The sequence below is a fragment of the Kribbella caucasensis genome (assembly GCF_004361855.1).
Classification (GTDB): domain Bacteria; phylum Actinomycetota; class Actinomycetes; order Propionibacteriales; family Kribbellaceae; genus Kribbella; species Kribbella caucasensis.
Genome location: NZ_SNWQ01000012.1, coordinates 191257 through 210902 on the forward strand (window position 1 = coordinate 191257; position 19646 = coordinate 210902).

The window sequence follows — 19646 nt, forward strand, 5'->3', positions numbered from 1 at the left end:
TCACGTACGCTGGCTCGGTCATGGCTGGTACTTCTGCACCTAATCTGGTCAACCTGGAAGCTGTTTCGAAGGGCTTCGGGACCCGCGTTCTGCTCGACAAAGTGAGTCTCGGCGTCGGCCGGGGCGACCGCGTCGGCGTGGTCGGGCGCAACGGCGACGGCAAGTCGACGCTGTTGCAGCTGCTGGCCCGCCGGGAGGAACCGGACGACGGCCGGATAACCCATAACCGGGACGTCCGCCTGGGATACCTCGGCCAGAGCGACGACCTCGACCCCGAGCTGACCGTGCTGCACGCGGTCCTCGGCGACGTCGAGACCTACACATGGGCAGCCGATCCGCGCGCCCGCTCGGTGATGGAGCACCTGCTCGGCGGCGTCGATCACCAGGCACTGGTCGGGACGTTGAGCGGTGGCGAACGGCGACGCGCGTCGCTGGCCAGGTTGCTCCTCACCGATGTCGATCTGCTGATCCTCGATGAGCCGACGAACCACCTGGACATCGAGGCGGTCAACTGGCTCGCCGCGCACGTGGTGGACCGGGCCGGTGCGCTGATCGTGGTAACTCACGACCGGTGGTTCCTGGACGCCGTGTGCACCGACACCTGGGAGGTCCAGGGCGGCCGGGTCACGTCGTACGACGGCGGCTATGCGGCGTACGTGCTCGCCAAGGCCGAGCGATCCCGGACCGAACAGGTGACCGAGACGAAGCGGCAGAACCTGCTGCGCAAGGAGCTGGCCTGGTTGCGTCGTGGTGCGCCGGCGCGGACGACCAAGTCGAAGTTCCGGGTGGACGCGGCGAACCAGCTGATCGAGGACGAGCCGGCTCCACGGGACAAGCTCGCGCTGTCGCAGCTGGCCACCTCGCGGCTGGGCAAGGACGTGTTCGACGCCGAGGACGTCAGCCTGGTGTTCGGTGACCGGGTGATGCTGGACCGCGTCACCTTCCGTCTCGGCCCGGCCGACCGGATCGGCCTGCTCGGCCCGAACGGCGCCGGCAAGACCACGTTCCTCAAGGTGCTCACCGGTCAGCTCCCACCGGACCACGGTTTGGTCAAGCAGGGCAAGACGGTCCGGATCGCCAACCTCTCGCAGACGCTGGAGGAGATCGACGACTCGGTGACCGTACTCGCGCACATCACCGCGATCCGCCGTACCGCGGCTCTGGCCGGGCGCGGCGGCGAGCTGACCTCGTCGCAGCTGCTGGAGCGGTTCGGGTTCACCGGTGACAAGCTGACCACCCGGATCAGCGATCTGTCCGGTGGCGAGCGGCGGCGGCTGCAGTTGCTGCGCATCTTGCTGGACGAGCCGAACGTGCTGATCCTGGACGAGCCGACCAACGACCTGGACGTCGAGACGCTGACCGTGCTGGAGGACTTCCTCGACAGCTGGCCGGGCGTCGTCGTGGTCGTCACTCACGACCGGTACTTCCTCGAGCGGGTCAGCGACATGGTCTACGCGGTGATGGGCGACGGCCGCATCCGGCACCTCCCGCGCGGAGTCGAGCAATACCTCGACGAACTAGAAGCCGGTACGCCGCCCCGCCGCCCCACGACCGCCAAGCCGACCGCGAACGCCGGCAACGCCAAGCCGAACGCCGGCGCCAGGTCGACCGTGGAGGCCAGGGCAGGCTCCGATGCCCAGGCCGCCCCGGTCGGTGAGGGCGCCGACTCGCGGCCGGTTGATGCCACCGCGGCACGGGCGGCGAAGAAAGAGCTCAACCGGATCGAGCGGCAGTTGAGCAAACTCGGCCAGCTGGAGGCGAAACTGCACGACCAGCTGGCCGCGCACGCCGCCGACTACGAACGGCTGGCCGAGCTCGACACGGAACTCCGCAAGCTCACCGAAGAACGCGAGGAGCTGGAAACCGCCTGGCTGGAAGCAGCCGAACGCGCCGAATAATCGCGGCCGGCACCCCGCTCTGGGCGGTGCCTCATTACGGGTTGAATAGCCGTCATTGCAATTGTGTATACACGCCTAACGAGTCGCGGCGCACCCTCCGATCCCCTGTGATGTGGGAGGGTGCGCCGCGGCTTTACGGGTGAGCGGGCCCTGGTCGGCCGGCGTTGTCCGGGCCCCGAGCCCCGGACACCGTCGGCCGGTTCGGCGGACCACCTCTTGCCGCCGAAGTCACCAAGAATTGGACGATATGTAGTCGATCAGGTACCGACAGTGAGGACCTTAGTCCGGTCGCTCACCGGGTGTCGATAGTCGTCCGCTACAGCAGTCTCACGATCTCGTTGCAACTAGCAACGATCGTCCAGGGTATTAAGTGACGGGGCGTCTTTTCTGTTTATTCCAATTGCATTTCGGTGGATGACTTCCGATCCTGTGGAAAACCATCCTGTGGAAAAGTCGTCAGTGCTTTTCCTGGTCGAACGGGCCGACGAGTTCGCGCAGCAGGCCGGCGATCCTAGCCTGGTCGCGTTCGCTGATCGCGCCGAGCAGGTTCCGTTCGTGGGCGAGCAGATCCGCCATCGCGGCGTCGACCGCGTCGCGGCCTGCGTCGGTCAACTGGACCAGCACGCCGCGCCGGTCGGCCGGATCGGGCAGCCGCTCGACCAGACCACGAGCGGCCAGCCGATCCACCCGGTTCGTCATCGTCCCGGACGTCACCAACGTCTCCTTGAGCAGCCGGCCGGGGGACAGTCGGTATGGCATGCCGGCCCGGCGGAGCGCGGCCAGTACGTCGAATTCCCACGACTCCAGGCCGTGCGTCTCGAACGCCTGCCGCCGGGCCCGGTCCAGGTGCCGGGCCAGCCGGGTGACCCGGGACAGCACTTCCATCGGCGCGACGTCGAGATCCGGCCGCTCCCGGCGCCAGGCCTCGATCAGCCGGTCGACCTCGTCTCTCATGGTCCCGAGCGTATTCCATCAAGACTCTTGACATCAAGACAACTCGCAGGCGTAAAGTATCTCGACGTCAAGACAAACCTCGAAGCGAACCCCAGAATCGAACCGAGCATGGAGGTGCCGGATGCGCACATCACCGGTCTGGAGCCCAGAGCAGTACGGCACGTACGCCGACGAGCGAGGCCGCGCGTTCGCCGACCTCATCGGCCGGATCAAGGCGGAGGATGCGACGACCGTCGTCGATCTCGGCTGTGGCCCAGGAAACCTGACTCTTACCTTGCTGGACCGCTGGCCGTCGGCAACGATCCGCGGCGTCGACAGCTCACCCCAGATGCTCGCAGCCGCCCAGAAACTAACCGCCGACCTACCCGCCGAGGCGCCCGACGACGCGCGTGGCGAGGCGCCCGGCGGGGTGAGCGGTGGGATGCCGGGTGGGGTGTCCGGCGGGCGTGGGCGGTTGAGGTTTGAGTTGGGGGATCTGCGGGACTGGTCCGCGGAGCCGGAGTCGATCGACATCATCGTGACGAACGCGACCTTGCAGTGGATTCCTGAGCAATTGGACTTGCTGCCCGGTTTCGTCAGGGCCCTCAAACCCGGCGGCTGGCTGGCGATCCAGATCCCCGGCAACGGTGACGCGCCCTCGCACGCGATCCTCCGCGAGCTCGCCGCCACCGATCCGTACGCCGAGTACGCCGCGGACAGGTCGTTGCGCCCGGAGGTGCCCGGTCCGGCGGAGTACATCGCCGCGCTCAGCGCCGAAGGGTGCACGGTCGACGCGTGGGAGACGACGTACTTCCACGTGCTGTCCGGCGACAACGCGGTACTGGAGTGGGTCAAGGGAACCGGTGCGCGGCCCGTCCTGCAGTCGTTGCCGGACGGGTTGCGGGAGCGGTTCGAGGCGGAGTACGGGGCTCGGCTTGCGGAGGCGTACCCGCAGCGCGAGTTCGGCACGGTGCTGCCGTTCAGGCGGATCTTCGCCGTTGCTCAGAAGAGGCCTGTTGCTCAGGAGGGACAGGCGTGATGAAGCTCGACCACGTGCAGGTGTCCTGTCCGGCCGGTGGAGAGGAGGTCGCGCGGGCGTTCTACCGGGACGCGCTCGGGATGACCGAGGTGGAGAAGCCGCCGCTGCTCCAGGCTCGGGGCGGGTGCTGGTTCCGGGCCGGCGAGGCGGAGATCCACATCGGCGTCGAACCCGTGTTCCAACCAGCGAAGAAGGCGCATCCGGCGTTCAAGGTCGACGACCTGGACGCGCTGGCGGCCAAGCTCGAGGGACTCGGCTACCCGATCATCTGGGACAACGACACGATCCCGGGCCGCCGGCGCTTCCACACCGCCGACGGCCACGGAAACCGCATCGAAATCGTGTAGTGCCCTGCGGCACTGGCGCCGGCCTACTCGGTTGCCAGGGCACCGGCGGGTGCGACCTTGGCGGCACGGCGGGCCGGTAGGACCGAGGCCAGCAGGCCGGCCACCGCGGCAACCACCGCGATCGTGATGAGCAACCGGCCGGGCACGGCGTACTCGACGGCGCCGCTGGTCTGCGCGCCCATCAGGGCAGCCGTCCCGGTCCAGCCGTAGATCAGGCCGAGCGCGATCCCCAGGCCGGCCGCGACGAGTGCCATCAGCAACGATTCGATCGCGAGCATGCCGCGCAGCTGGCGTCTGGTCAGGCCCATCGCCCGGAGCAGGGCGTTTTCGCGGGTCCGCTCCAGCACCGACAGGCTGAGCGTGTTGCCGACGCCGACCAGCGCGATCAGCACCGAGACGCCGAGCAGACCGACCGCGACCGCGAGAAGCACATCGAAGACCTTCGTGTACGCGCTGCGTTCCGCGAGGCCGCCCTCGACCGACATGTCCTTGACGGAAGGGATGGACTGCTCGACCGCGTCGATCACCTCCGGTCCGTCCGCCTTCGGGTCCGTGGTCAGCCAGAATCCAGAGATCCCGGCGTTCGGCGACAGCCTGCGCAGATCGGTCTGGGTGACCGTGAACGACTCCAGACCGTTCCCTCGGTAGGCCTTCAAGGTGAGCTTGCTCTGCCCGGCGACGAGAGTGACGTCCGCTCCGTCCTTGAGGTCGAGCGTGGTCATCGTGGCGCGATCGAGCAGCGCGACACCTGGCTTGAGCTGACCAACCAGGTCCGGGTTGTGCACGACCGCGGGCGCCTTCGTCTGATCGATCCCGGTGACGGTCAACTGTTGCTCGCCCGCCTTCACCTCGACGGTCCGGACCGGGACGACCTCCGTGATCCCCTTGATGTCGCGCAACTGCTGCTCGGCACTGGCCGGCATCTTCTCCTGGTAGGCCTTCACCATCAGGTCGACCGGATACGCCTCGTCCATCGTCGCGTCGAACGTCTTGCGCACCGAGGCGATCCCGACACAGGTCAGGCTGATCAAGGTGACGCCGATCAGCAGGGCCGACGTGGTCGCCGCGGTCCGCTTCGGGTTCCGGACCGCGTTGCCGACGGCGATCCGCGCGGGCACGCCGCCACTCCGCGCCGGTAGTGCGCCCAGCAGCCGGACGAGCGCGGGCACCAGCAACGAACCGATCGCCAGCACGCCGAGGAACGAGATCACCCCGCCGCCGACACCGACCAGCACCTCGTTCGTGCTCGCACATACCGCCAGCAACGATCCGCCACCGGCCAGCAGCAGGAAGCCGAACACCAGCCGGACCACCCCTGCCTTGGACGCGGCCACCGGCGCCGCCTCCGGCCGCAGCGCGGCCAGCGGAGCCACCCGCGTCGCCCGGCGGGCCGGCACGACGGCCGCGAGGATCGTCGCGATCGTGCCGAGCAGGAGCGGCAGGAAGATCGAGGCCAGGTCGAGGTGCAGCTGCACCGGCGGAATGCCCCAGTCGAACTCACGCGCCAGGGCCAGGCCGAGCGCGGACAACGCGATGCCGAACACCACACCGATCGTGGAGGCGACCAGGCCGACGATGCTGGCCTCGGCGATGACCGAGGAGAACACCTGGCGGCGGGAGGCGCCGACACAGCGCAGCAGGGCCATCTCGCGGGTGCGCTGCGCGATCACGATGGTGAAGGTGTTCGCGATCACCAGGCAGGCGACGAACAGGGAGATCAGGGCGAACATGCCGAACACCCCGCCGATGACGTCGATGCCGTTGGTGAAGCCTTGCACCTCGTGCTGGATCCAGCCTTCGCCGGTGTAGACCGTCAGGCCGCTACCGATCACCGGCGTGATCGCGGCGGCCAGGGCGTCCTGGCTGACGCCGGGCTTGGCGGCCACCTTGACGGAGTTGATGTAGCCGTTGGGCTCGAACACCTTGACCGTCTGCGCCGTCGCCACCGCGTTCGACGGGCCGACCGTGGTGCTGTCGTCAAGCAGGCCGACGACGGTCACCGTCCACCGCTTGTCGTCGTACGAGCTGATCGTGAGCTTGGTGCCGAGACCGACCTGGTACTTCTCGGCCAGCTTGGCCGGCAGGGCGAGCTCCAGGGTGCTGTCGGGCAGCCGACCCTGGATCGCCTTGGGGCCGGCGATCCGGGACGTGTCGTAGCGGGCCGCGATGCCGAGGTAGTCCGGCCGGACCTTGCCGGCCCAGGCGACCTGCATGTACGCGCTGGTGTCGACCACGACCGAATCCGCCTGCGGGAGCTTGCGGATCGCGTCGACCTGTTTGGGCAGGATGGACTCCCGGTCGGCTGTGACCGCCGCGTCGACGCCGGCGTTGGCCTTGCCGATCGTCTCGTTGACACCGTGGGACGCGGAGGCGTGCGCGGTCATCGCCAGGGCGCCGAAGCCGACCCCGAGCACGATCGCCAGGCAAGCGGCGATCAGGCGGCCGAGGTGGGCCCGCAGCGAGGAGAGGATGGAACGTCGCACGGTTCAGGCCCCCAGCTGCCGCAGAGCGTCGAGCACGGTCTCCGGGGTCGGCTCCAGCAGCTCGCCGGCAAGCTTGCCATCGGCAAGCATCACGACGCGGTCCGCGTACGCCGCCGCGAGCGGGTCGTGGGTGACCATCACCACCGTCTGGCCGAACTCTCGGACCGAGCGACGGAGGAAGCCGAGCACCTCGGCCCCGGACCGGGAGTCCAGGTTGCCCGTCGGCTCGTCGGCGAACACCACCTCGGGGCGCCCTACCAGGGCACGAGCGACGGCGACCCGCTGCTGCTGACCGCCGGACAGCTCGGACGGGCGGTGGGTCAGCCGGTCGCCGAGGCCGAGGACATCGACCAGGGTGGACATCCACTGCTGATCGGGCTTGCGGCCACCGAGCTCCAGCGGGAGCAGGATGTTGTCCTTCGCCGTGAGCATCGGCAGCAGGTTGAAGGACTGGAAGACGAACCCGATCCGGTCCCGGCGGATCCTGGTCAGGTCCGCGTCCGGCAACCGGGTCAGCCCGGTCTCGCCGAGCAGCACCTGACCGTCGGTCGGAGTGTCCAGCCCGGCCAGGCAGTGCATCAGTGTCGACTTGCCCGACCCGGACGGCCCCATGATCGCGGTGAACCGGCCGACCCCGAAGTCCACCGAGACGCCGTCCAGCGCCGCCACCGCGGTGTCGCCCTGCCCGTACACCTTGCGCAGCTCGTGCGCCCGGATCGCCGTCCTGGGCAAGCCGTCCTGGGTCAACCGCCCGAGCGGAAGCTCACCGGTCTGGATGCTCATCGGTCTCCTTGAAGTCCCTCGGTGGTGGGGCTGTCCCACCACCCTCCAAGAAGCTATTCAGGATCACCATGAACTGAATCGGACCTGAGACTGCACTCTTCGTACGACCTGGGTCGTACGACTCCGCCGACCACTCAGCCGTTGGGCTTGACCAGGCCGGTTTCGTAGCCGAGGACCACCAGCGCCACCCGGTCGCGGAGGCCCGTCTTGGCCAGGATGCGGCCGATATGGGTCTTGACCGTTGCCTCGGACAACGTGAAGAGCCTGGCGATCTCGGCGTTCGACAGACCGCGGGCCACCTCGAGCAGGACCTCGCGCTCGCGGGCGGTGAGGTCGGCCAGATCGGGCTGTTCGCGGTCCCCGTCGGGGAGTGCGCCGGCGAAGTGCTCGAGCAGCCGGCGCGTCGTACTGGGGGAGACGACCGCGTCGCCGGAGTGCACCTGGCGGATCGCGTTCAGCAGGTCGGCAGGCGGCGTGTTCTTGAGCAGGAACCCGGCCGCGCCCGCCTTGATCGCGGCGAACGCGTACTCGTCCAGGTCGAAGGTGGTCAGCACGATCACCCTCGGGGCCTGCGGCAACGACTGCAGCCGCCTGGTCGCCTCGACGCCGTCCAGCCGCGGCATCCGGACATCCATCAGCACGACGTCGCTGCCGGTCACCTGCAACTTCTCCAGTGCCTGGCCGCCGTCGCCGGCCTGACCGACCACCCGCATGTCGGGCTGCGAGTCCACCAGCATCGTGAACCCGGCCCGGACCAGCTCCTGGTCGTCCACCAGGAAGACCCGGATCACCCCGTCGGTCTCGCTCAATGCACTCCTCCAGTCGGCAAACCGCCGCCGTTGCCCGGCAGGCGGCTGCTGTTGTCCGGCAGGTTGCTGCCATTGTCCGGCAGGTTATAGGGCAGCTTGGCGATCACCTCGTAGCCACCGCCCGCCTTCGGCCCGGCGTTCACCGTACCGCCGGAGATCGAGGCGCGCTGCCGCATCCCGACCAGGCCGTGACCCGGATCGCTGCTCGGCGCGACCCCCGCACCCCGGCCGTCGTCGGTGACCACCACGGTCAGCAGCTCGCGTCCGAAGTCCAGCGTGACGGAGGTCCGCGCTCCCGGCCCGGCGTGTTTCAACGTGTTGGTCAACCCTTCCTGCACGATCCGGTACGCCGTGAGGCCGAGCAGCGCGGGGAGATCGCGAGGCTGTCCCGTCACCTGGTAGTCCACGGTCAGCCCGGCGTCGCGGACGTTGTCGATCAGCTCGGGCAGTGACGACACCCCGGGTTGCGGGCGTGGCTGGTTCGGGTCGAGCTCGTTCTGCTCGTCCTGTTTCAGCAGACCGAGCATCTTGCGCATCTCGGTCAACGACGCCCGGCCCGTGTCGCCGATGGTGGCGAGCGCCTTCTTGGCCTGCTCGGGGGACGCGTCCGCGGCGTACAGGCCGCCGTCTGCCTGGACGATCATGATGGACAGGCCGTGCGCGACCACGTCGTGGATCTCCCGGGCGATCCGGGTCCGCTCGTTCGAGACGGCCAATGCGGCCTCACGATCGCGGTCGCGTTCGAGTTGGGCGGCGCGCTCCTCCAGCTGTGCGACGTACAGGCCTCTGGTCCGGCGGCGTTCGCCGATCGCCCAGACCCCGAAGACGAGGGCGCCGAGCGCGACCATCATGGTGATCTGCTGGCGCCAGTCGGAGTTGCCGTAGTACCTCGCGGTCGCCATCAGCACGCCGAGCCCGCCGACGCCGAGGGCGATCCGGCTGTACCGGACCTCGCCGTACACCGAGATCGTGTAGAGCGCGACGAGCAGTCCGACGTTGCCGGCCATCAGGTTGGAGCCGCTCAGCCATTGCAGCACAGCCACCGACGAGACGGCGAGGAATACCGCCTCCGGATGCGTCCGGCGCCAGACCAGCGGGACCAGCATCGCCACGCCGAGCAGGCCTGACCACCGTTCCTGGGCGAGCGACAAGAACCCGAAGAACATAGTGAGCCCACCGGCCAGCAGCAGATCGAACGCCTTGCTGCTCGCCGGTAACGGCCGCGCCTCGAGGATCCCCGTCATGCGGGCCAGGGTACGGCGGTCGATGGGCTGGTACGTCGTTCCGCGGGCTGATGTCGGCTCGTCCTGGGGGAGGACTCCTACTTGTGCGGCCGGGTCGACAGGGTCGGCTTGGCCTCGAGTCCGGACAGGCCGTTCCAGGCCAGGTTGACCAGGTGGGCGGCGACGTCGGGCTTCTTCGGTTTGCGGGCGTCCAGCCACCACTGACCGGTCAGGGCGACCATGCCGACCAGCATCTGCGCGTACATCGGCGCGTTCTTCGGGTCCAGCCCGCGGCGCTTGAACTCCTCGGCCAGGATGTGCTCGACCCGGGTGGCGACATCGCTGAGGATCGAGATGAACGAGCCGGTGGCCGAGCCGACCGGGGAGTCGCGGACCAGGATCCGGAACCCGTCGGACGAGCTCTCGATGTAGTCGAGCAGGGCGAGCGCGGCCTGCTCCACCAGCTCGTGCGCGCGGCCGGCGGTCAACGAGGCCGTGACCGTGTCCAGCAGGCTGCGGACCTCGCGGTCCACCACCACGGCGTACAGGCCTTCCTTGCCGCCGAAGTGTTCGTACACGACAGGCTTGGAGACTTCGGCACGGGCCGCGATCTCCTCGACCGAGGTCGCTTCGAACCCCTTCTCGGCGAACAGGCCGCGGGCGATGGTGATGAGTTGCTCGCGACGCTCCGCACTCGTCATCCGGATCCGTCCGGATCGCCGCGGTTTGGGTTCCGTCACGTCGAGATCACGTCAGCATCATGCCGTACAAAGGTGTTTCCAGGTCGGAGATTTACAGCGCGGGGAAGGTCCGTCTCAGGCCGCGACCTTATCCGCGGCGGTGACCCGGCGGGCCTCCAGGCGCTCCTTGACCGGCCAGCGGACGTCGGACACCCAGCCCATCTTCTCGAAGAACCAGATGCACCGGGCCGACGTGTCCAACTGGCCCTTCAGTACGCCGTGCCGCGCGCAGGTCGGGTCGGAGTGGTGCAGGTTGTGCCAGGACTCGCCCTGGCTGAGGATCGCCAGCCACCAGACGTTGCCGGACTTGTCCCGGCTCTTGAACGGCCGGTCGCCGATCGTGTGGCAGATCGAGTTGATCGACCAGGTGACGTGGTGCAGCAGCGCGATCCGGACCAGCGAGCCCCAGAAGAACGCGGTCAGCGCGCCCTCGATCGACCAGGACAACAGCCCGCCGATGACGGCCGGCAGCAGCACCGAGATCAGTACCAGCAGCGGGAACAGCCGGGACACCTTGACGATGTCCTTGTCCCTGAGCAGATCCGGCGCGTACTGCCGCTGGGGGGTCTGCTCGGTGTCGAACAGCCAGCCGACGTGCGCGTGCAGGAAGCCCTTGGTCAGCGCGCCGACGGTGTTGCCGTACTTCCACGGGCTGTGCGGGTCGCCGTCGCGGTCGGAGAACTTGTGGTGCTTGCGGTGGTCGGCCACCCAGCGGACCACCGGCCCCTCGATCGCGAGCGAGCCGGCGATGGCCAGCGCGTACTTGAGCGGGCGGTTCGGCTTGAACGACTTGTGCGTGAACAGCCGGTGGAAGCCGATCGAGATGCCGTGCCCGGCGATCGTGTAGAAGACGACCGCGATCACGATGTCCCGCCAGCCCAGCCAACCACCCCAGGCGATCGGCACCGCCGCCAGCACGGCGAGGAACGGGATACCGATGAACAAGGCCAGGGCGACCTGTTCCCAGGGCCGCTTCTGCTCACCCCCGAGCGTTCCGGTGTCGACGTCGAACTCGTCGGCCTGGGCGCGGCTGGGCGCCTCCGGTGTTGCCACGGCGGGTGGAGTCATTGTGTTCATCCCTCGACTGGAGGTTTCCTTACCTACGCAACCGTAACCTACGGAGCCGTAGGTTAGGAACCCCTTGGCGTGTCGGCACCCCCTGCATGGCACACTCTTTCCGGAGTCCCGCGATCCCCCGTGGGGTAATCGGCAGCCCGCGAGACTTTGAATCTCGAAGATCTGGATCGAAACCAGGCGGGGGAGCAACACGAACCCCCAGGTCAGAGCGCTTCTGACCTGGGGGTTCTCTCATGCAGGGGCCGTTTTGCTAACGGATTTGCTAACAAGCGACTATGGCCGGTGCCTCGCCGTCGTCCTCATCGGGGTCGGTCGTGACCGGCGGAGTGGTCCCGTCAACGGCAGCGGCGAAGGTTGCTGCGACGCCGTCCGCATGCTTCCGGATCACGTGCGCGTAGACCCGAAGTGTGATGGCCGGGTCGGCGTGGCCGAGCCGTTCGGCGACGACGTGGACCGGCACGCCAGCCGACAGGAGCATGGTGGCGTGAACGTGGCGGAGGTCATGCAGGCGAGCCGGAGGCAGCGGCTTCGGCGGCCGAGGCAGTTCCTGACGGGGAGTCTTCCGGGTGCCCGGGATCGCGGGTTCATTGAATTGCCGAATGAGTACGGCGATCAGGTTGGTGACCGTGTCGGGTGGAACCGGCTTACCGAGTCCGGTCGTGAACACGTAGTCGCCGTCAACCCAGGCATCTCCCGCGATCTCCCGTTCAGCCTTCTGGCGACCCCGGTGCTCGCGAAGGATGGCCATGGTTTCAGGATCGAGGGAGACGGTGCGCTCACGACCGCTCTTCGGAGTGCCCTCGATTCGCTGACCGCCGACCATCCCAGCCGTTCCCCGGATGCGGATGGCGGGAGTTTTCCAGTCCACGTCTGGCCAGCGCAGGAACAGCAGCTCACCGCGACGAGCGCCTGAGTACGCGGACAGCCGGTAGAACGCGTAGAGCCGGTGAGACTCAGCCAGCCCGAGGAACGTCCGCAGCTCGGGAGCCGACCAGATGGTGCCGATCGACTTGATCTCACGACGGGGTCGCTTGGCCGTCTTGCACGGGTTGGACGGGATCAGCCGGTCGGCGTGGACGGCATCGTTCAAGGCCTTCCTCAAGATGGCGTTGATGTATTCCACACTCCGGCTCGACAGCCCCTTGCCGCCCCGCCCGCCGGAGATCGACAGGTCCTTGTAGAGCGAGGTCAGAGTTGCCGAACGGACTGCCTGGAGTCGCATGGAACCGATCGCGGGGAAGACGTACCGAGCGAGCCATTCCCGGTACCCGGCCAGCGTGCTGGGCTTGATCTCCATCGCGTGACCATCCAGCCAGCCGGAGAGGTACTCCTCAACCGTGATCCGGCTCTTTTCGATGTACTCACCCCGGCTCGCTGATCGGCGGGCATCGTCGCGTGCCTCTTTCGCGGCCTTCTCAGTCGGGAAGCCGCCGACCCATTTGGGCTTGCTCTGCCCGGTCACAGGGTCGGTCACGCGGATGACGTACGACCAGGTCTTGCCTCGCTTGGTGAGCCCATCGTTGACCTTGCTCATGCCGCCACCCCCAGAGACTCGACGTACGCCCGCAGGTCCTCGGCCTTGACCCGGCGCGAGCTGTCGATCTGGACCGACTTGAGTACGCCGTCCTTGATCAGTTCGTAGACCTTGGCCCGGCTCAGGCTCAGGCGTTCAGCGGCCTCCGGCACCTTGTAGAGCAGTTTGTCGTTCACGGTCGTATCCCCTCGTGTCATGCCGCCGTGGAGGCGGGGTTGTGGTCGGTTGCCGAACTGGTGTCGTCGGTGGTGGGTCCGGCCCGTTTGGCTTGCTCGTAGTCGGTTCGCCAGCGGATGCGTTCGTTGATGCCTCGGGTCATGAGTCCGTGCCAGGTGGGCAGGTCGTCATCGTTGGCACGGTCGACGGGCTCCCAGACGAAGCGTGGTGAGCCGTCCTCGAGGGATTCGGTTGCGGCGTAGCGGTCGGTGTCGTGCATCTCGACTCCGGCAGCGGCCAGGGTTTGGCGGACGACTTCGGCGCGGTCGGCCTTGTGCTCGGACAGCGTCTTGCCGGTCCACTGACGCGACACCAGGACCCGTCGACCACCAAGCCCAAGATGGTGCCGGTCGTGAGCCTTGGAGGGGCACCAGCCGGGTCGCATGCCCGCTTCGGCGCCTTGTGGCTGGACACCGAAGCGAAGCCAGTTCGAACACGTCGGCGAGCAGGGCAGCCAGCGCACCTCGCGATGGAGCCGGTCGAGGTGGATCGCCTGCGGGGTGGTGATCTCGTCGTCGTCGCCGTAGGTGTCGGCAATGGACTTGGCGAGGTACTTGGTCAGGTAGCCGATCGCCTTACCGACTTTTTCCTCAGCCGTGCCGATGATCCCTTGGTAGTCGAGCTGGGTACCGAGCTTGACCACGTGCGCCGGAGTAGCGGCCAGGTCGTCCCCGATCGCGTCCAGTGCCTCATCCCAGGTCGGCAGCTTCGAGCCGTTGACCGGGTCGACGAATCGGCCGGCAACGTCGTCCCACCGGGGCAGCTCGTCGCCGACGTACACGGGCTTGGAGCACTGCGGCCACCACAGTTGGGCGTAGGTGGCGGCGGCAACGTCTTTGACGGTCTGGCGGGGGATGACGCCCCTGACAGCGGCGTGCAGGTGTGGCGCGAGACGGCGCTGTGCTTCGACGGTCGCGAAGTACTGGACCTTGTACCCCGCACAGCGGCGCAGGTTCTGCCAGAACCGGTCGACCACCTTGGGGAAGTGCAGCGCGTCCATCGCGGCCCGGTGGTAGTCGTACGTCGCCGGGTCAGCAGGCGTGCCGTCCGGTCGGACCTTGCCGTAGCTCGGGAGGGTCAGGGTGAGGAACATTGACGGCCGGTAGGTCTGCCCGTTGGAGCCGGTGAACGTGGTGCCCACCGTGCGGTTCTCCATCGGCACCCGAGGCAGATCCGGAGCGTCCTGGCGGCGCCGGGTTGAGCGGACACGACGGGTCGATTCGTCGTCGGCCTGGTCCTCACCCTCGTTTTCGGCGTCGCCTGAGGGGTCATCGACCGATTCCGCGGGAAGGTCCTCGGCCAGGTAGTCGAGGCCGGGGATCTCGTCGTCTCGGTGCCAGCCCTCGCGGCACTGCTGCATCCGGAGCTTGCGGGCACGGTCGGCGCACGGAGGGCACTGCCGGTGCTGAGTCGACCCGCACGGGATCGGGACGACCGACTGCTCACCCGTGCTGGTATCGGTCAGCCGGGACAGCACCGGACGGACACAGACACCGTTGCGTACGGCAAGCTCATGCAGCACGTCCGGCGTGACTTGGCCAAGGGTGGAGATCATCGGGGACCATCTCCCCGCCGTGGCTGGTCTCGGTCACCGGCCCACGGAATCCGCGCCGTGAGGTAGACGCGGACACCCGGGGTCCCGTGGTTGGGGTAGATGCGGTCAGAGCCGGTGAAGTCGAACACCACTGCGAGGACCTTGAGCATGATCTCGATCTCTTCGGGGTCGCCGGAGACGCGGAGCTTGACGGTCATGACGCCTGCCTCCACAGGAATTCCGGTAGCAGGGTCGCCCCGTCGAGTGCATCAACCACCGAGGCCCCGTCGACCAGGTCTCGCACGAGCACGTCCCGTTGCAGCTCGGTCGTGCCGCCCCACACGCCGTACTCCTCATCGCCAGCCAGGGCGTAGGCGAGGCAGGACCGGCGGACCGGGCAGAACACGCAGCGGTCGACGGCAGCGGACTTGAGGCCGGTCTCGGTCGGCTCGGGAAACCAGGTGTCATCGGCAACGGACCGGCACGCCCCCATCGCTTGCCAGCCGGGTAGGACATGCGAGGTCAGTTCGGCCCGCAGGTCATCGGTCAACACCGGTACGTCGAAGACGAGTTCGAGCTGTCCGGGCATCTGACGTGTGCTCATGCTGCCTCTCCTGTCTCGGGGGTGTCGGTGTGGTTGCTGGGGGCATCGATTGCGTGTAGGACCCGGCGCGGTCGGTAGTCCCGGGCCATGGTGCGGATTTCGTTGTCGGTGACGTAGGCGGCCCGGACCCGGACCGAGTGGGCTTGGCCTTCCATCCGGACGTAGCCGATGCCGGGCAGGGACCGGGGGATCGAGTCGCAGAGAGCGCCGTTGTCCCAGGCGTCGTCACCAAGGACCATGTCGACCTCGGTCGCCTTGCCGAGCCGAAGCGCGATCTTGTCGGGGAACAGGTCGCGCCACTCACAGACCCGCTTGGTTACGTCCTGCACGGCGGCCAGGACGTGGAAGCCGGGAGCGCGGCCCTTGGTCAGCAGCAGACCGAGCGCGTTCTCAGCCCTGCCCTGGAGACGCCGGTCGGGTTGGAGTGCGGTCAGGGTCGCCAGCTCGTCGACGACCACCATCACCAGCGGTGTGGCGGTGGTCGGGTTGAACGTGCGGGTGGTTCCACGGAGCCGCTTGCAGCGCTCGTCCATCTGCTGAGCGGCGTCCTCCAAGAGGGTCACCATGGATTCGTAGTCGTCGCGTTCGTAGCGGGTGAACAGGTCCTTGCCGAACTCCAGTTCCATCCCGCCCTTGGGGTCGACGGCCCAGATCTCGACCAGCCCGGCCCGGATGAACGGACCCAGCGCCCGCAGCGTGGACCAGATGATGGAGCCCTTGCCCGAGCCGGTCGCGCCAGCGATGAACACGTGCGAGCCCCGGACTCGCAGCCGCCACGGTGTCCCGTCGTCGGCGTACCCGATCACCAGCCCATCCAGGATCGCCGGGTCCAGGGACTCGTCGACGGGGATCGCGGGAATCGTTGCCTGCAAGGGATTGCGCATCTCCAGGTCCAGCCAGACCCGGCCGGGACGGTCCTTGCGGATCCGGGCATCGATGGCGCGCATCGACTCAGCCAGGTGGAGTCGCTTGCCGTCCAGGTCAGCGCTCGTTAGTCCGACCGGGAGCTGTACGAGCAGCCGGTCGACGCTCGGGGTGTAGCGCATTTTGACGACGCGGGGCCGCATCGTCCGGCCGGTCGTTTCGTCCTTGATGCCGAGGCCGCAGCGGCCCATCCAGAAGCGCCAGGCCAGGCCGTAGCGGATCCAGCGGCGGTACCACTGCACGGCCGGGATCCAGACCAGCCGGTTGAACGAGGATCGGTGCTGACGTCGCCAGACCACGACGACGGCCAGGACCAGCACCAGGACCGATGCGCGGGTAACCCAGCCCCACCGGGCCACCTGCACGGCCACCACGACGGCGACCAGCAGGGGAACGGTGAGGCCCGGTCGGCGCAGCAGTGCGAACACCAGGTAGGCGACGGTCTTAACCAGCCGCCCCAGTACTTGAGCCAGTACGGTAACCATGCGCTCATCAACCCCGTCCCCGCTCGTGTTTGTGGAATCGCCGTTCGACCGTGAGCAGGTCTGCGCCTGCCCGTTCCAGGGAGCCCATCGCGAGGACGCAGCCGCGTGCCGCGTCAGGGTCCGGTGCGTTCACGAGAAGCCGGTTGGCCTTCTGGAGAACGGATCTGGCGTCGTCGAGCTGGTTCATCAGCCGGTGCAGCTCGACGATCGCGTCCAGGTCGTTGTCGACGCCGAGCGCCTTGGCCCAGGCGACCAGGAGCCGACCCTTGGGAGTTACCGCCATGGTCGTCACCGCCTCTCGTGGATACGAAAGCCGCGCAAGGCGTCCTCGACCGCGACCACCGACAAATCGATGCGGCCCAACGCCTTGCTCAGCTCGGTTTGGAGTTCCTTGCCCGGAGCACCCGACAGGGCTCGTGCCGCAGACCGCACCCGGTCCTGCCCATCCAGCAGCCGACCAAGCAGCCGCTGAAGGACCCCGACCGCCTCGTCATCGTTCGCGACCCCAAGCGAGTCAGCCCACGCGTCCAGATCACGCCGAGTCGCAAACAGCGGCATCAGATCCACCCCTCGGCGTACAGCAGCCGCGAGCCGGAATCGATCGGCGCATCGTCGTCTTCGTCGTACTCGAAGTCGTCATCGTCCAGCGGGTTGTCATCGACGGTCGGGTCGTCGTGCCGCTCCCAAGCGGTGCCGGACGCCACCTGTACGGCGGTCAGCCCCGCGAGGTCGACGCGCGCCTGTACCGCCGTGTTGATCAGCCGATCCAGCTCGGTCGGACCGAGGTACACGTGAGCGCCGCCGTCGCTCTCGCCGATCCTGAGCGTCACGTACGGGCTGCCGTCCTCGTGCGTCCGGACAGCAGCGGCCAGGACCGTGCACGGCCCGGCGTGAACGTGCGTCGAGATGGACGCCGTTGGCCTGTCGTCGAAGTACGCCATCGCCGTCATCGCTCTCAGGCCGCAGGCTTGTTCGCGGCGGCGGAGTTGCGCGGAGCCCGGACCTCAGTCGCACGGAACGACCAGGCCAAGCGAGCCCGGCCGTTACCGGTCTCCGCCACGTACGGGGTCGCGGTCATCCCCTCGAAGACGACCTGAGTGAACGGGCTACCTGGACTCGGAGCAGGCAGCACCGGCTGCACCTTCGACAGGATCTTGATCGACACCGTCCGGTCCGCCTTGCGGGCGTCGGGGTCGCCGTCGATCACATCAACTGACCAGATCGGCAGGCCGGTCTCTTCGTCAGTCGCGAACACAGCGCGGTCCTTCGTGGACCGGTCGAAGTCCCTGACCTCGGTCACGGCCGAGACCGCGTACGCGCCGTACGGGAAAGCGTCGTCGAAGGTCACCTTGATCTTGCGGGGCATCGCCATGGTGTGATCTCACCTTCACTGTTCGATTCGTACCAACCTTTGGTACATCACCGACCTTAGGTACAGATTGGTGCCAGGTCAAGAGGGATGAGACCATTTGTTGGGACAACTTTCGGAAGGCATGCTCATGGCGCAGTCAGACCCGCTCTATCGGCAGATCGCGGCCGACCTTCGCGAGCAGATTCGCGGCGGCCAGCTCAAGGCAGGGGACCGCCTGCCGACCGAGGCCGACATGCGAGAGCAGTACGGCGTCTCCCGCAACACCGTCCGGCTCGCCTTCGCCCAGCTCCAGAACGAGGGCATGATCACGAGCACCCAGGGACGCGGCACCATCGTTCGCGAGCAGGTCATCACGACCTATCACGCGAGCTGGGCCGAGAGCCGCGACCGGATGTCCAGTGACCAGGTCGACGCCTTCCATGCCGAGCAGGCCGCGCAAGGCCACAAGTCGGCGTACCGCGACTTTGAGATGCGGATCGTCCCGGCATCGCCAGAGCTGGCGGAGCGGTTGAGCGTCGACGAAGGCGACTCGCTCGTATCCCGATCGTTCCTCCGCCAGGTCGACGGCGAGCCGTCGAGCTTGCAGGACAGCTACTACCCGATGGACATTGCGCAGGAGTGCGGCCTACTCACCCCGCACGACGTACCGGGCGGAGCAATTCGGGCTATGGCTGCCAAGGGTCACGTCGAGATCGGCTACATCGACGAGGTCACCACGCGGATGCCGAGGCCGGACGAGTCGCGGAAGCTCGGCCTTGGCATCGGCACGCCCGTCCTCGTCTACGTCCGTACGACCTACAGCGATACGCGACCGCTCCGGCTGACGCTGACGATCTTCGCCGGTGACCGCAACCGGCTCGTCTACGAGCTCGGCGACATCAGCGGCTACCACGGCGAGAACGGATACGCCTCGTGATCATCGAGCAAGCGACCATCGACGACCTGCCGGTCATCCTTGCGATGCGCCAGGAGGCAAGCGACTGGCTCGCCAAGCAGGGCATCAACCAGTGGGCCGCAGCTTGGCCGACCCCCGAGGCTCAGTCCGAGCGCATCCTCAGCAGCATCCGAGCCGGAGAGACCTGGATGGTCCGCGACGACGACGGGGCAACTGCTGCCACGGTCGCGCTCGACTCGTTCTCTGACCCGAAGCTGTGGACGCCTGAGGAGCAGCGGCAGCCGTCTATGTACCTGCACCGCCTGATCGTCCGGCGAAAGTACTCGGGCCTCGGCACCGACGTGATCGAGTGGGCATGCAAGCGAGCCGGAGAACTCGGCAACCACTGGGTCCGGATCGACGTATGGACTGACAACATCGGACTCCACCGCTACTACGAACAGCGCGGCTTCCGCCATGTCCGGACGCTCGACCTGAGCGACTACCCGTCCGGCGCACTGTTCCAGCGGAAGGCCACCGACCGGCACCAGATCCAGCCCGACGCGGTGATCACCGAATTGGCGCACGACCTGCCGACCCCGAGCCAGCCAGACACCTCAGCTCGGCGGGTTCGGATCACGCTGGTCCCGTCCATCGCCTGACGCCCTCCCGGGCCGCTCTCCTTGCCGAATTTGGCTCTTATGGATCAAGGCGCGCCTTCGGCGCGCGGCCCGGCCGTGCGCATGCGGCCTCCGGCCGTTCACCGGCCGG

General features: G+C 67.7%; 22 protein-coding genes. 5 read left to right on the plus strand and 17 right to left on the minus strand.

Going from position 1 to position 19646, the window contains the following annotated elements:
- Positions 1-20: 20 nt before the first annotated feature.
- Positions 21-1898: an ABC-F family ATP-binding cassette domain-containing protein gene (locus EV643_RS24530; RefSeq protein ID WP_133802474.1), complete on the plus strand. Its 1878-nt coding sequence runs from the start codon at positions 21-23 to the stop codon at positions 1896-1898.
- Positions 1899-2354: 456 nt separating this feature from the next.
- On the opposite strand, the gene EV643_RS24535 is transcribed toward EV643_RS24530, so the two are convergent.
- Positions 2355-2852 carry a MarR family winged helix-turn-helix transcriptional regulator gene (locus EV643_RS24535; protein WP_133802475.1) on the minus strand — a complete coding sequence of 166 codons (498 nt, stop codon included), beginning with the start codon at positions 2850-2852 and terminating at the stop codon, positions 2355-2357.
- A gap of 121 nt (positions 2853-2973) precedes the next feature.
- Between EV643_RS24535 and EV643_RS24540 the strand changes: the two genes are divergently transcribed.
- Positions 2974-3870 (plus strand): methyltransferase domain-containing protein, encoded by an 897-nt coding sequence (locus EV643_RS24540; RefSeq protein ID WP_133802476.1) that lies wholly within the window; start codon positions 2974-2976, stop codon positions 3868-3870.
- Entirely contained in the window at positions 3870-4217 is a 348-nt protein-coding gene (locus tag EV643_RS24545) for a VOC family protein (RefSeq protein ID WP_133802577.1), read from the plus strand. Before EV643_RS24540 ends, EV643_RS24545 begins: the two co-directional genes overlap by 1 nt.
- 23 nt (positions 4218-4240) lie before the next feature.
- On the opposite strand, the gene EV643_RS24550 is transcribed toward EV643_RS24545, so the two are convergent.
- The 16 genes from EV643_RS24550 to EV643_RS24625 form a co-directional block, all read right to left on the minus strand.
- Positions 4241-6700, minus strand: a complete 2460-nt coding sequence (locus EV643_RS24550; protein WP_133802477.1) for an ABC transporter permease — start codon at positions 6698-6700, stop codon at positions 4241-4243.
- 3 nt (positions 6701-6703) lie between these two features.
- Entirely contained in the window at positions 6704-7483 is a 780-nt protein-coding gene (locus EV643_RS24555; RefSeq protein WP_133802478.1) for an ABC transporter ATP-binding protein, read from the minus strand.
- A gap of 134 nt (positions 7484-7617) precedes the next feature.
- Positions 7618-8292 carry a response regulator transcription factor gene (locus EV643_RS24560; RefSeq protein ID WP_133802479.1) on the minus strand — a complete coding sequence of 225 codons (675 nt, stop codon included), beginning with the start codon at positions 8290-8292 and terminating at the stop codon, positions 7618-7620.
- Positions 8289-9536, minus strand: coding sequence for a sensor histidine kinase (locus tag EV643_RS24565; protein ID WP_133802480.1), 1248 nt, complete (start codon positions 9534-9536; stop codon positions 8289-8291). The genes EV643_RS24560 and EV643_RS24565 overlap by 4 nt, the downstream gene beginning before the upstream one ends.
- A 77-nt stretch (positions 9537-9613) precedes the next feature.
- Positions 9614-10216 (minus strand): TetR/AcrR family transcriptional regulator, encoded by a 603-nt coding sequence (locus EV643_RS24570; RefSeq protein WP_238165769.1) that lies wholly within the window; start codon positions 10214-10216, stop codon positions 9614-9616.
- Between the two features lie 114 nt (positions 10217-10330).
- Positions 10331-11332 carry an acyl-CoA desaturase gene (locus EV643_RS24575; RefSeq protein WP_238165770.1) on the minus strand — a complete coding sequence of 334 codons (1002 nt, stop codon included), beginning with the start codon at positions 11330-11332 and terminating at the stop codon, positions 10331-10333.
- Between the two features lie 262 nt (positions 11333-11594).
- The gene (locus EV643_RS24580; RefSeq protein ID WP_133802482.1) at positions 11595-12866 is read right to left on the minus strand and encodes a site-specific integrase; all 1272 of its coding nucleotides are present in this window, start codon (positions 12864-12866) and stop codon (positions 11595-11597) included.
- Positions 12863-13042, minus strand: a complete 180-nt coding sequence (locus EV643_RS24585) for a helix-turn-helix domain-containing protein (protein ID WP_202869737.1) — start codon at positions 13040-13042, stop codon at positions 12863-12865. The genes EV643_RS24580 and EV643_RS24585 overlap by 4 nt, the downstream gene beginning before the upstream one ends.
- A gap of 17 nt (positions 13043-13059) precedes the next feature.
- On the minus strand, positions 13060-14637 hold the full coding sequence (locus EV643_RS24590) for a replication initiator (protein WP_133802484.1): 1578 nt from the start codon (positions 14635-14637) through the stop codon (positions 13060-13062).
- A complete protein-coding gene (locus EV643_RS24595; protein WP_133802485.1) occupies positions 14634-14834 on the minus strand; it encodes a hypothetical protein in 201 nt (66 codons plus the stop codon). Before EV643_RS24595 ends, EV643_RS24590 begins: the two co-directional genes overlap by 4 nt.
- Positions 14831-15220: a WhiB family transcriptional regulator gene (locus EV643_RS24600; protein ID WP_238165771.1), complete on the minus strand. Its 390-nt coding sequence runs from the start codon at positions 15218-15220 to the stop codon at positions 14831-14833. The genes EV643_RS24595 and EV643_RS24600 overlap by 4 nt, the downstream gene beginning before the upstream one ends.
- Complete coding sequence (locus EV643_RS24605) at positions 15217-16629, minus strand: type IV secretory system conjugative DNA transfer family protein (protein WP_133802486.1); 1413 nt, start codon at positions 16627-16629, stop codon at positions 15217-15219. The genes EV643_RS24600 and EV643_RS24605 overlap by 4 nt, the downstream gene beginning before the upstream one ends.
- Before the next feature lie 7 nt (positions 16630-16636).
- Positions 16637-16912 (minus strand): hypothetical protein, encoded by a 276-nt coding sequence (locus EV643_RS24610; protein WP_133802487.1) that lies wholly within the window; start codon positions 16910-16912, stop codon positions 16637-16639.
- 5 nt (positions 16913-16917) lie between these two features.
- Complete coding sequence (locus tag EV643_RS24615; protein WP_133802488.1) at positions 16918-17187, minus strand: hypothetical protein; 270 nt, start codon at positions 17185-17187, stop codon at positions 16918-16920.
- Complete coding sequence (locus EV643_RS24620; RefSeq protein ID WP_133802489.1) at positions 17187-17579, minus strand: hypothetical protein; 393 nt, start codon at positions 17577-17579, stop codon at positions 17187-17189. The genes EV643_RS24615 and EV643_RS24620 overlap by 1 nt, the downstream gene beginning before the upstream one ends.
- Positions 17580-17584: 5 nt before the next feature.
- Positions 17585-18001, minus strand: coding sequence for a plasmid replication, integration and excision activator (locus EV643_RS24625; protein ID WP_133802490.1), 417 nt, complete (start codon positions 17999-18001; stop codon positions 17585-17587).
- Positions 18002-18128: 127 nt separating this feature from the next.
- Between EV643_RS24625 and EV643_RS24630 the strand changes: the two genes are divergently transcribed.
- Together EV643_RS24630 and EV643_RS24635 are read left to right on the plus strand one after the other, a co-directional pair.
- Complete coding sequence (locus tag EV643_RS24630) at positions 18129-18917, plus strand: GntR family transcriptional regulator (RefSeq protein ID WP_166665561.1); 789 nt, start codon at positions 18129-18131, stop codon at positions 18915-18917.
- A complete protein-coding gene (locus EV643_RS24635) occupies positions 18914-19537 on the plus strand; it encodes a GNAT family N-acetyltransferase (RefSeq protein WP_238165772.1) in 624 nt (207 codons plus the stop codon). The genes EV643_RS24630 and EV643_RS24635 overlap by 4 nt, the downstream gene beginning before the upstream one ends.
- Positions 19538-19646 lie beyond the last annotated feature (109 nt).

What these genes read in the sequence shown, in the direction of transcription:
- EV643_RS24565 (WP_133802480.1), bottom strand. Translation starts at nt 9,536, where the DNA reads ATGACGGGGATCCTCGAGGCGCGGCCGTTACCGGCGAGCAGCAAGGCG.
- EV643_RS24595 (WP_133802485.1), bottom strand. Translation starts at nt 14,834, where the DNA reads ATGACCGTCAAGCTCCGCGTCTCCGGCGACCCCGAAGAGATCGAGATC.
- EV643_RS24600 (WP_238165771.1), bottom strand. Translation starts at nt 15,220, where the DNA reads ATGAGCACACGTCAGATGCCCGGACAGCTCGAACTCGTCTTCGACGTA.
- EV643_RS24570 (WP_238165769.1), bottom strand. Translation starts at nt 10,216, where the DNA reads ATGACGAGTGCGGAGCGTCGCGAGCAACTCATCACCATCGCCCGCGGC.
- EV643_RS24540 (WP_133802476.1), top strand. Translation starts at nt 2,974, where the DNA reads ATGCGCACATCACCGGTCTGGAGCCCAGAGCAGTACGGCACGTACGCC.
- EV643_RS24535 (WP_133802475.1), bottom strand. Translation starts at nt 2,852, where the DNA reads ATGAGAGACGAGGTCGACCGGCTGATCGAGGCCTGGCGCCGGGAGCGG.
- EV643_RS24620 (WP_133802489.1), bottom strand. Translation starts at nt 17,579, where the DNA reads ATGACGGCGATGGCGTACTTCGACGACAGGCCAACGGCGTCCATCTCG.
- EV643_RS24580 (WP_133802482.1), bottom strand. Translation starts at nt 12,866, where the DNA reads ATGAGCAAGGTCAACGATGGGCTCACCAAGCGAGGCAAGACCTGGTCG.
- EV643_RS24625 (WP_133802490.1), bottom strand. Translation starts at nt 18,001, where the DNA reads ATGGCGATGCCCCGCAAGATCAAGGTGACCTTCGACGACGCTTTCCCG.
- EV643_RS24605 (WP_133802486.1), bottom strand. Translation starts at nt 16,629, where the DNA reads ATGGTTACCGTACTGGCTCAAGTACTGGGGCGGCTGGTTAAGACCGTC.
- EV643_RS24610 (WP_133802487.1), bottom strand. Translation starts at nt 16,912, where the DNA reads ATGGCGGTAACTCCCAAGGGTCGGCTCCTGGTCGCCTGGGCCAAGGCG.
- EV643_RS24545 (WP_133802577.1), top strand. Translation starts at nt 3,870, where the DNA reads ATGAAGCTCGACCACGTGCAGGTGTCCTGTCCGGCCGGTGGAGAGGAG.
- EV643_RS24575 (WP_238165770.1), bottom strand. Translation starts at nt 11,332, where the DNA reads ATGAACACAATGACTCCACCCGCCGTGGCAACACCGGAGGCGCCCAGC.
- EV643_RS24590 (WP_133802484.1), bottom strand. Translation starts at nt 14,637, where the DNA reads ATGATCTCCACCCTTGGCCAAGTCACGCCGGACGTGCTGCATGAGCTT.
- EV643_RS24630 (WP_166665561.1), top strand. Translation starts at nt 18,129, where the DNA reads ATGGCGCAGTCAGACCCGCTCTATCGGCAGATCGCGGCCGACCTTCGC.
- EV643_RS24530 (WP_133802474.1), top strand. Translation starts at nt 21, where the DNA reads ATGGCTGGTACTTCTGCACCTAATCTGGTCAACCTGGAAGCTGTTTCG.
- EV643_RS24615 (WP_133802488.1), bottom strand. Translation starts at nt 17,187, where the DNA reads ATGCCGCTGTTTGCGACTCGGCGTGATCTGGACGCGTGGGCTGACTCG.
- EV643_RS24555 (WP_133802478.1), bottom strand. Translation starts at nt 7,483, where the DNA reads ATGAGCATCCAGACCGGTGAGCTTCCGCTCGGGCGGTTGACCCAGGAC.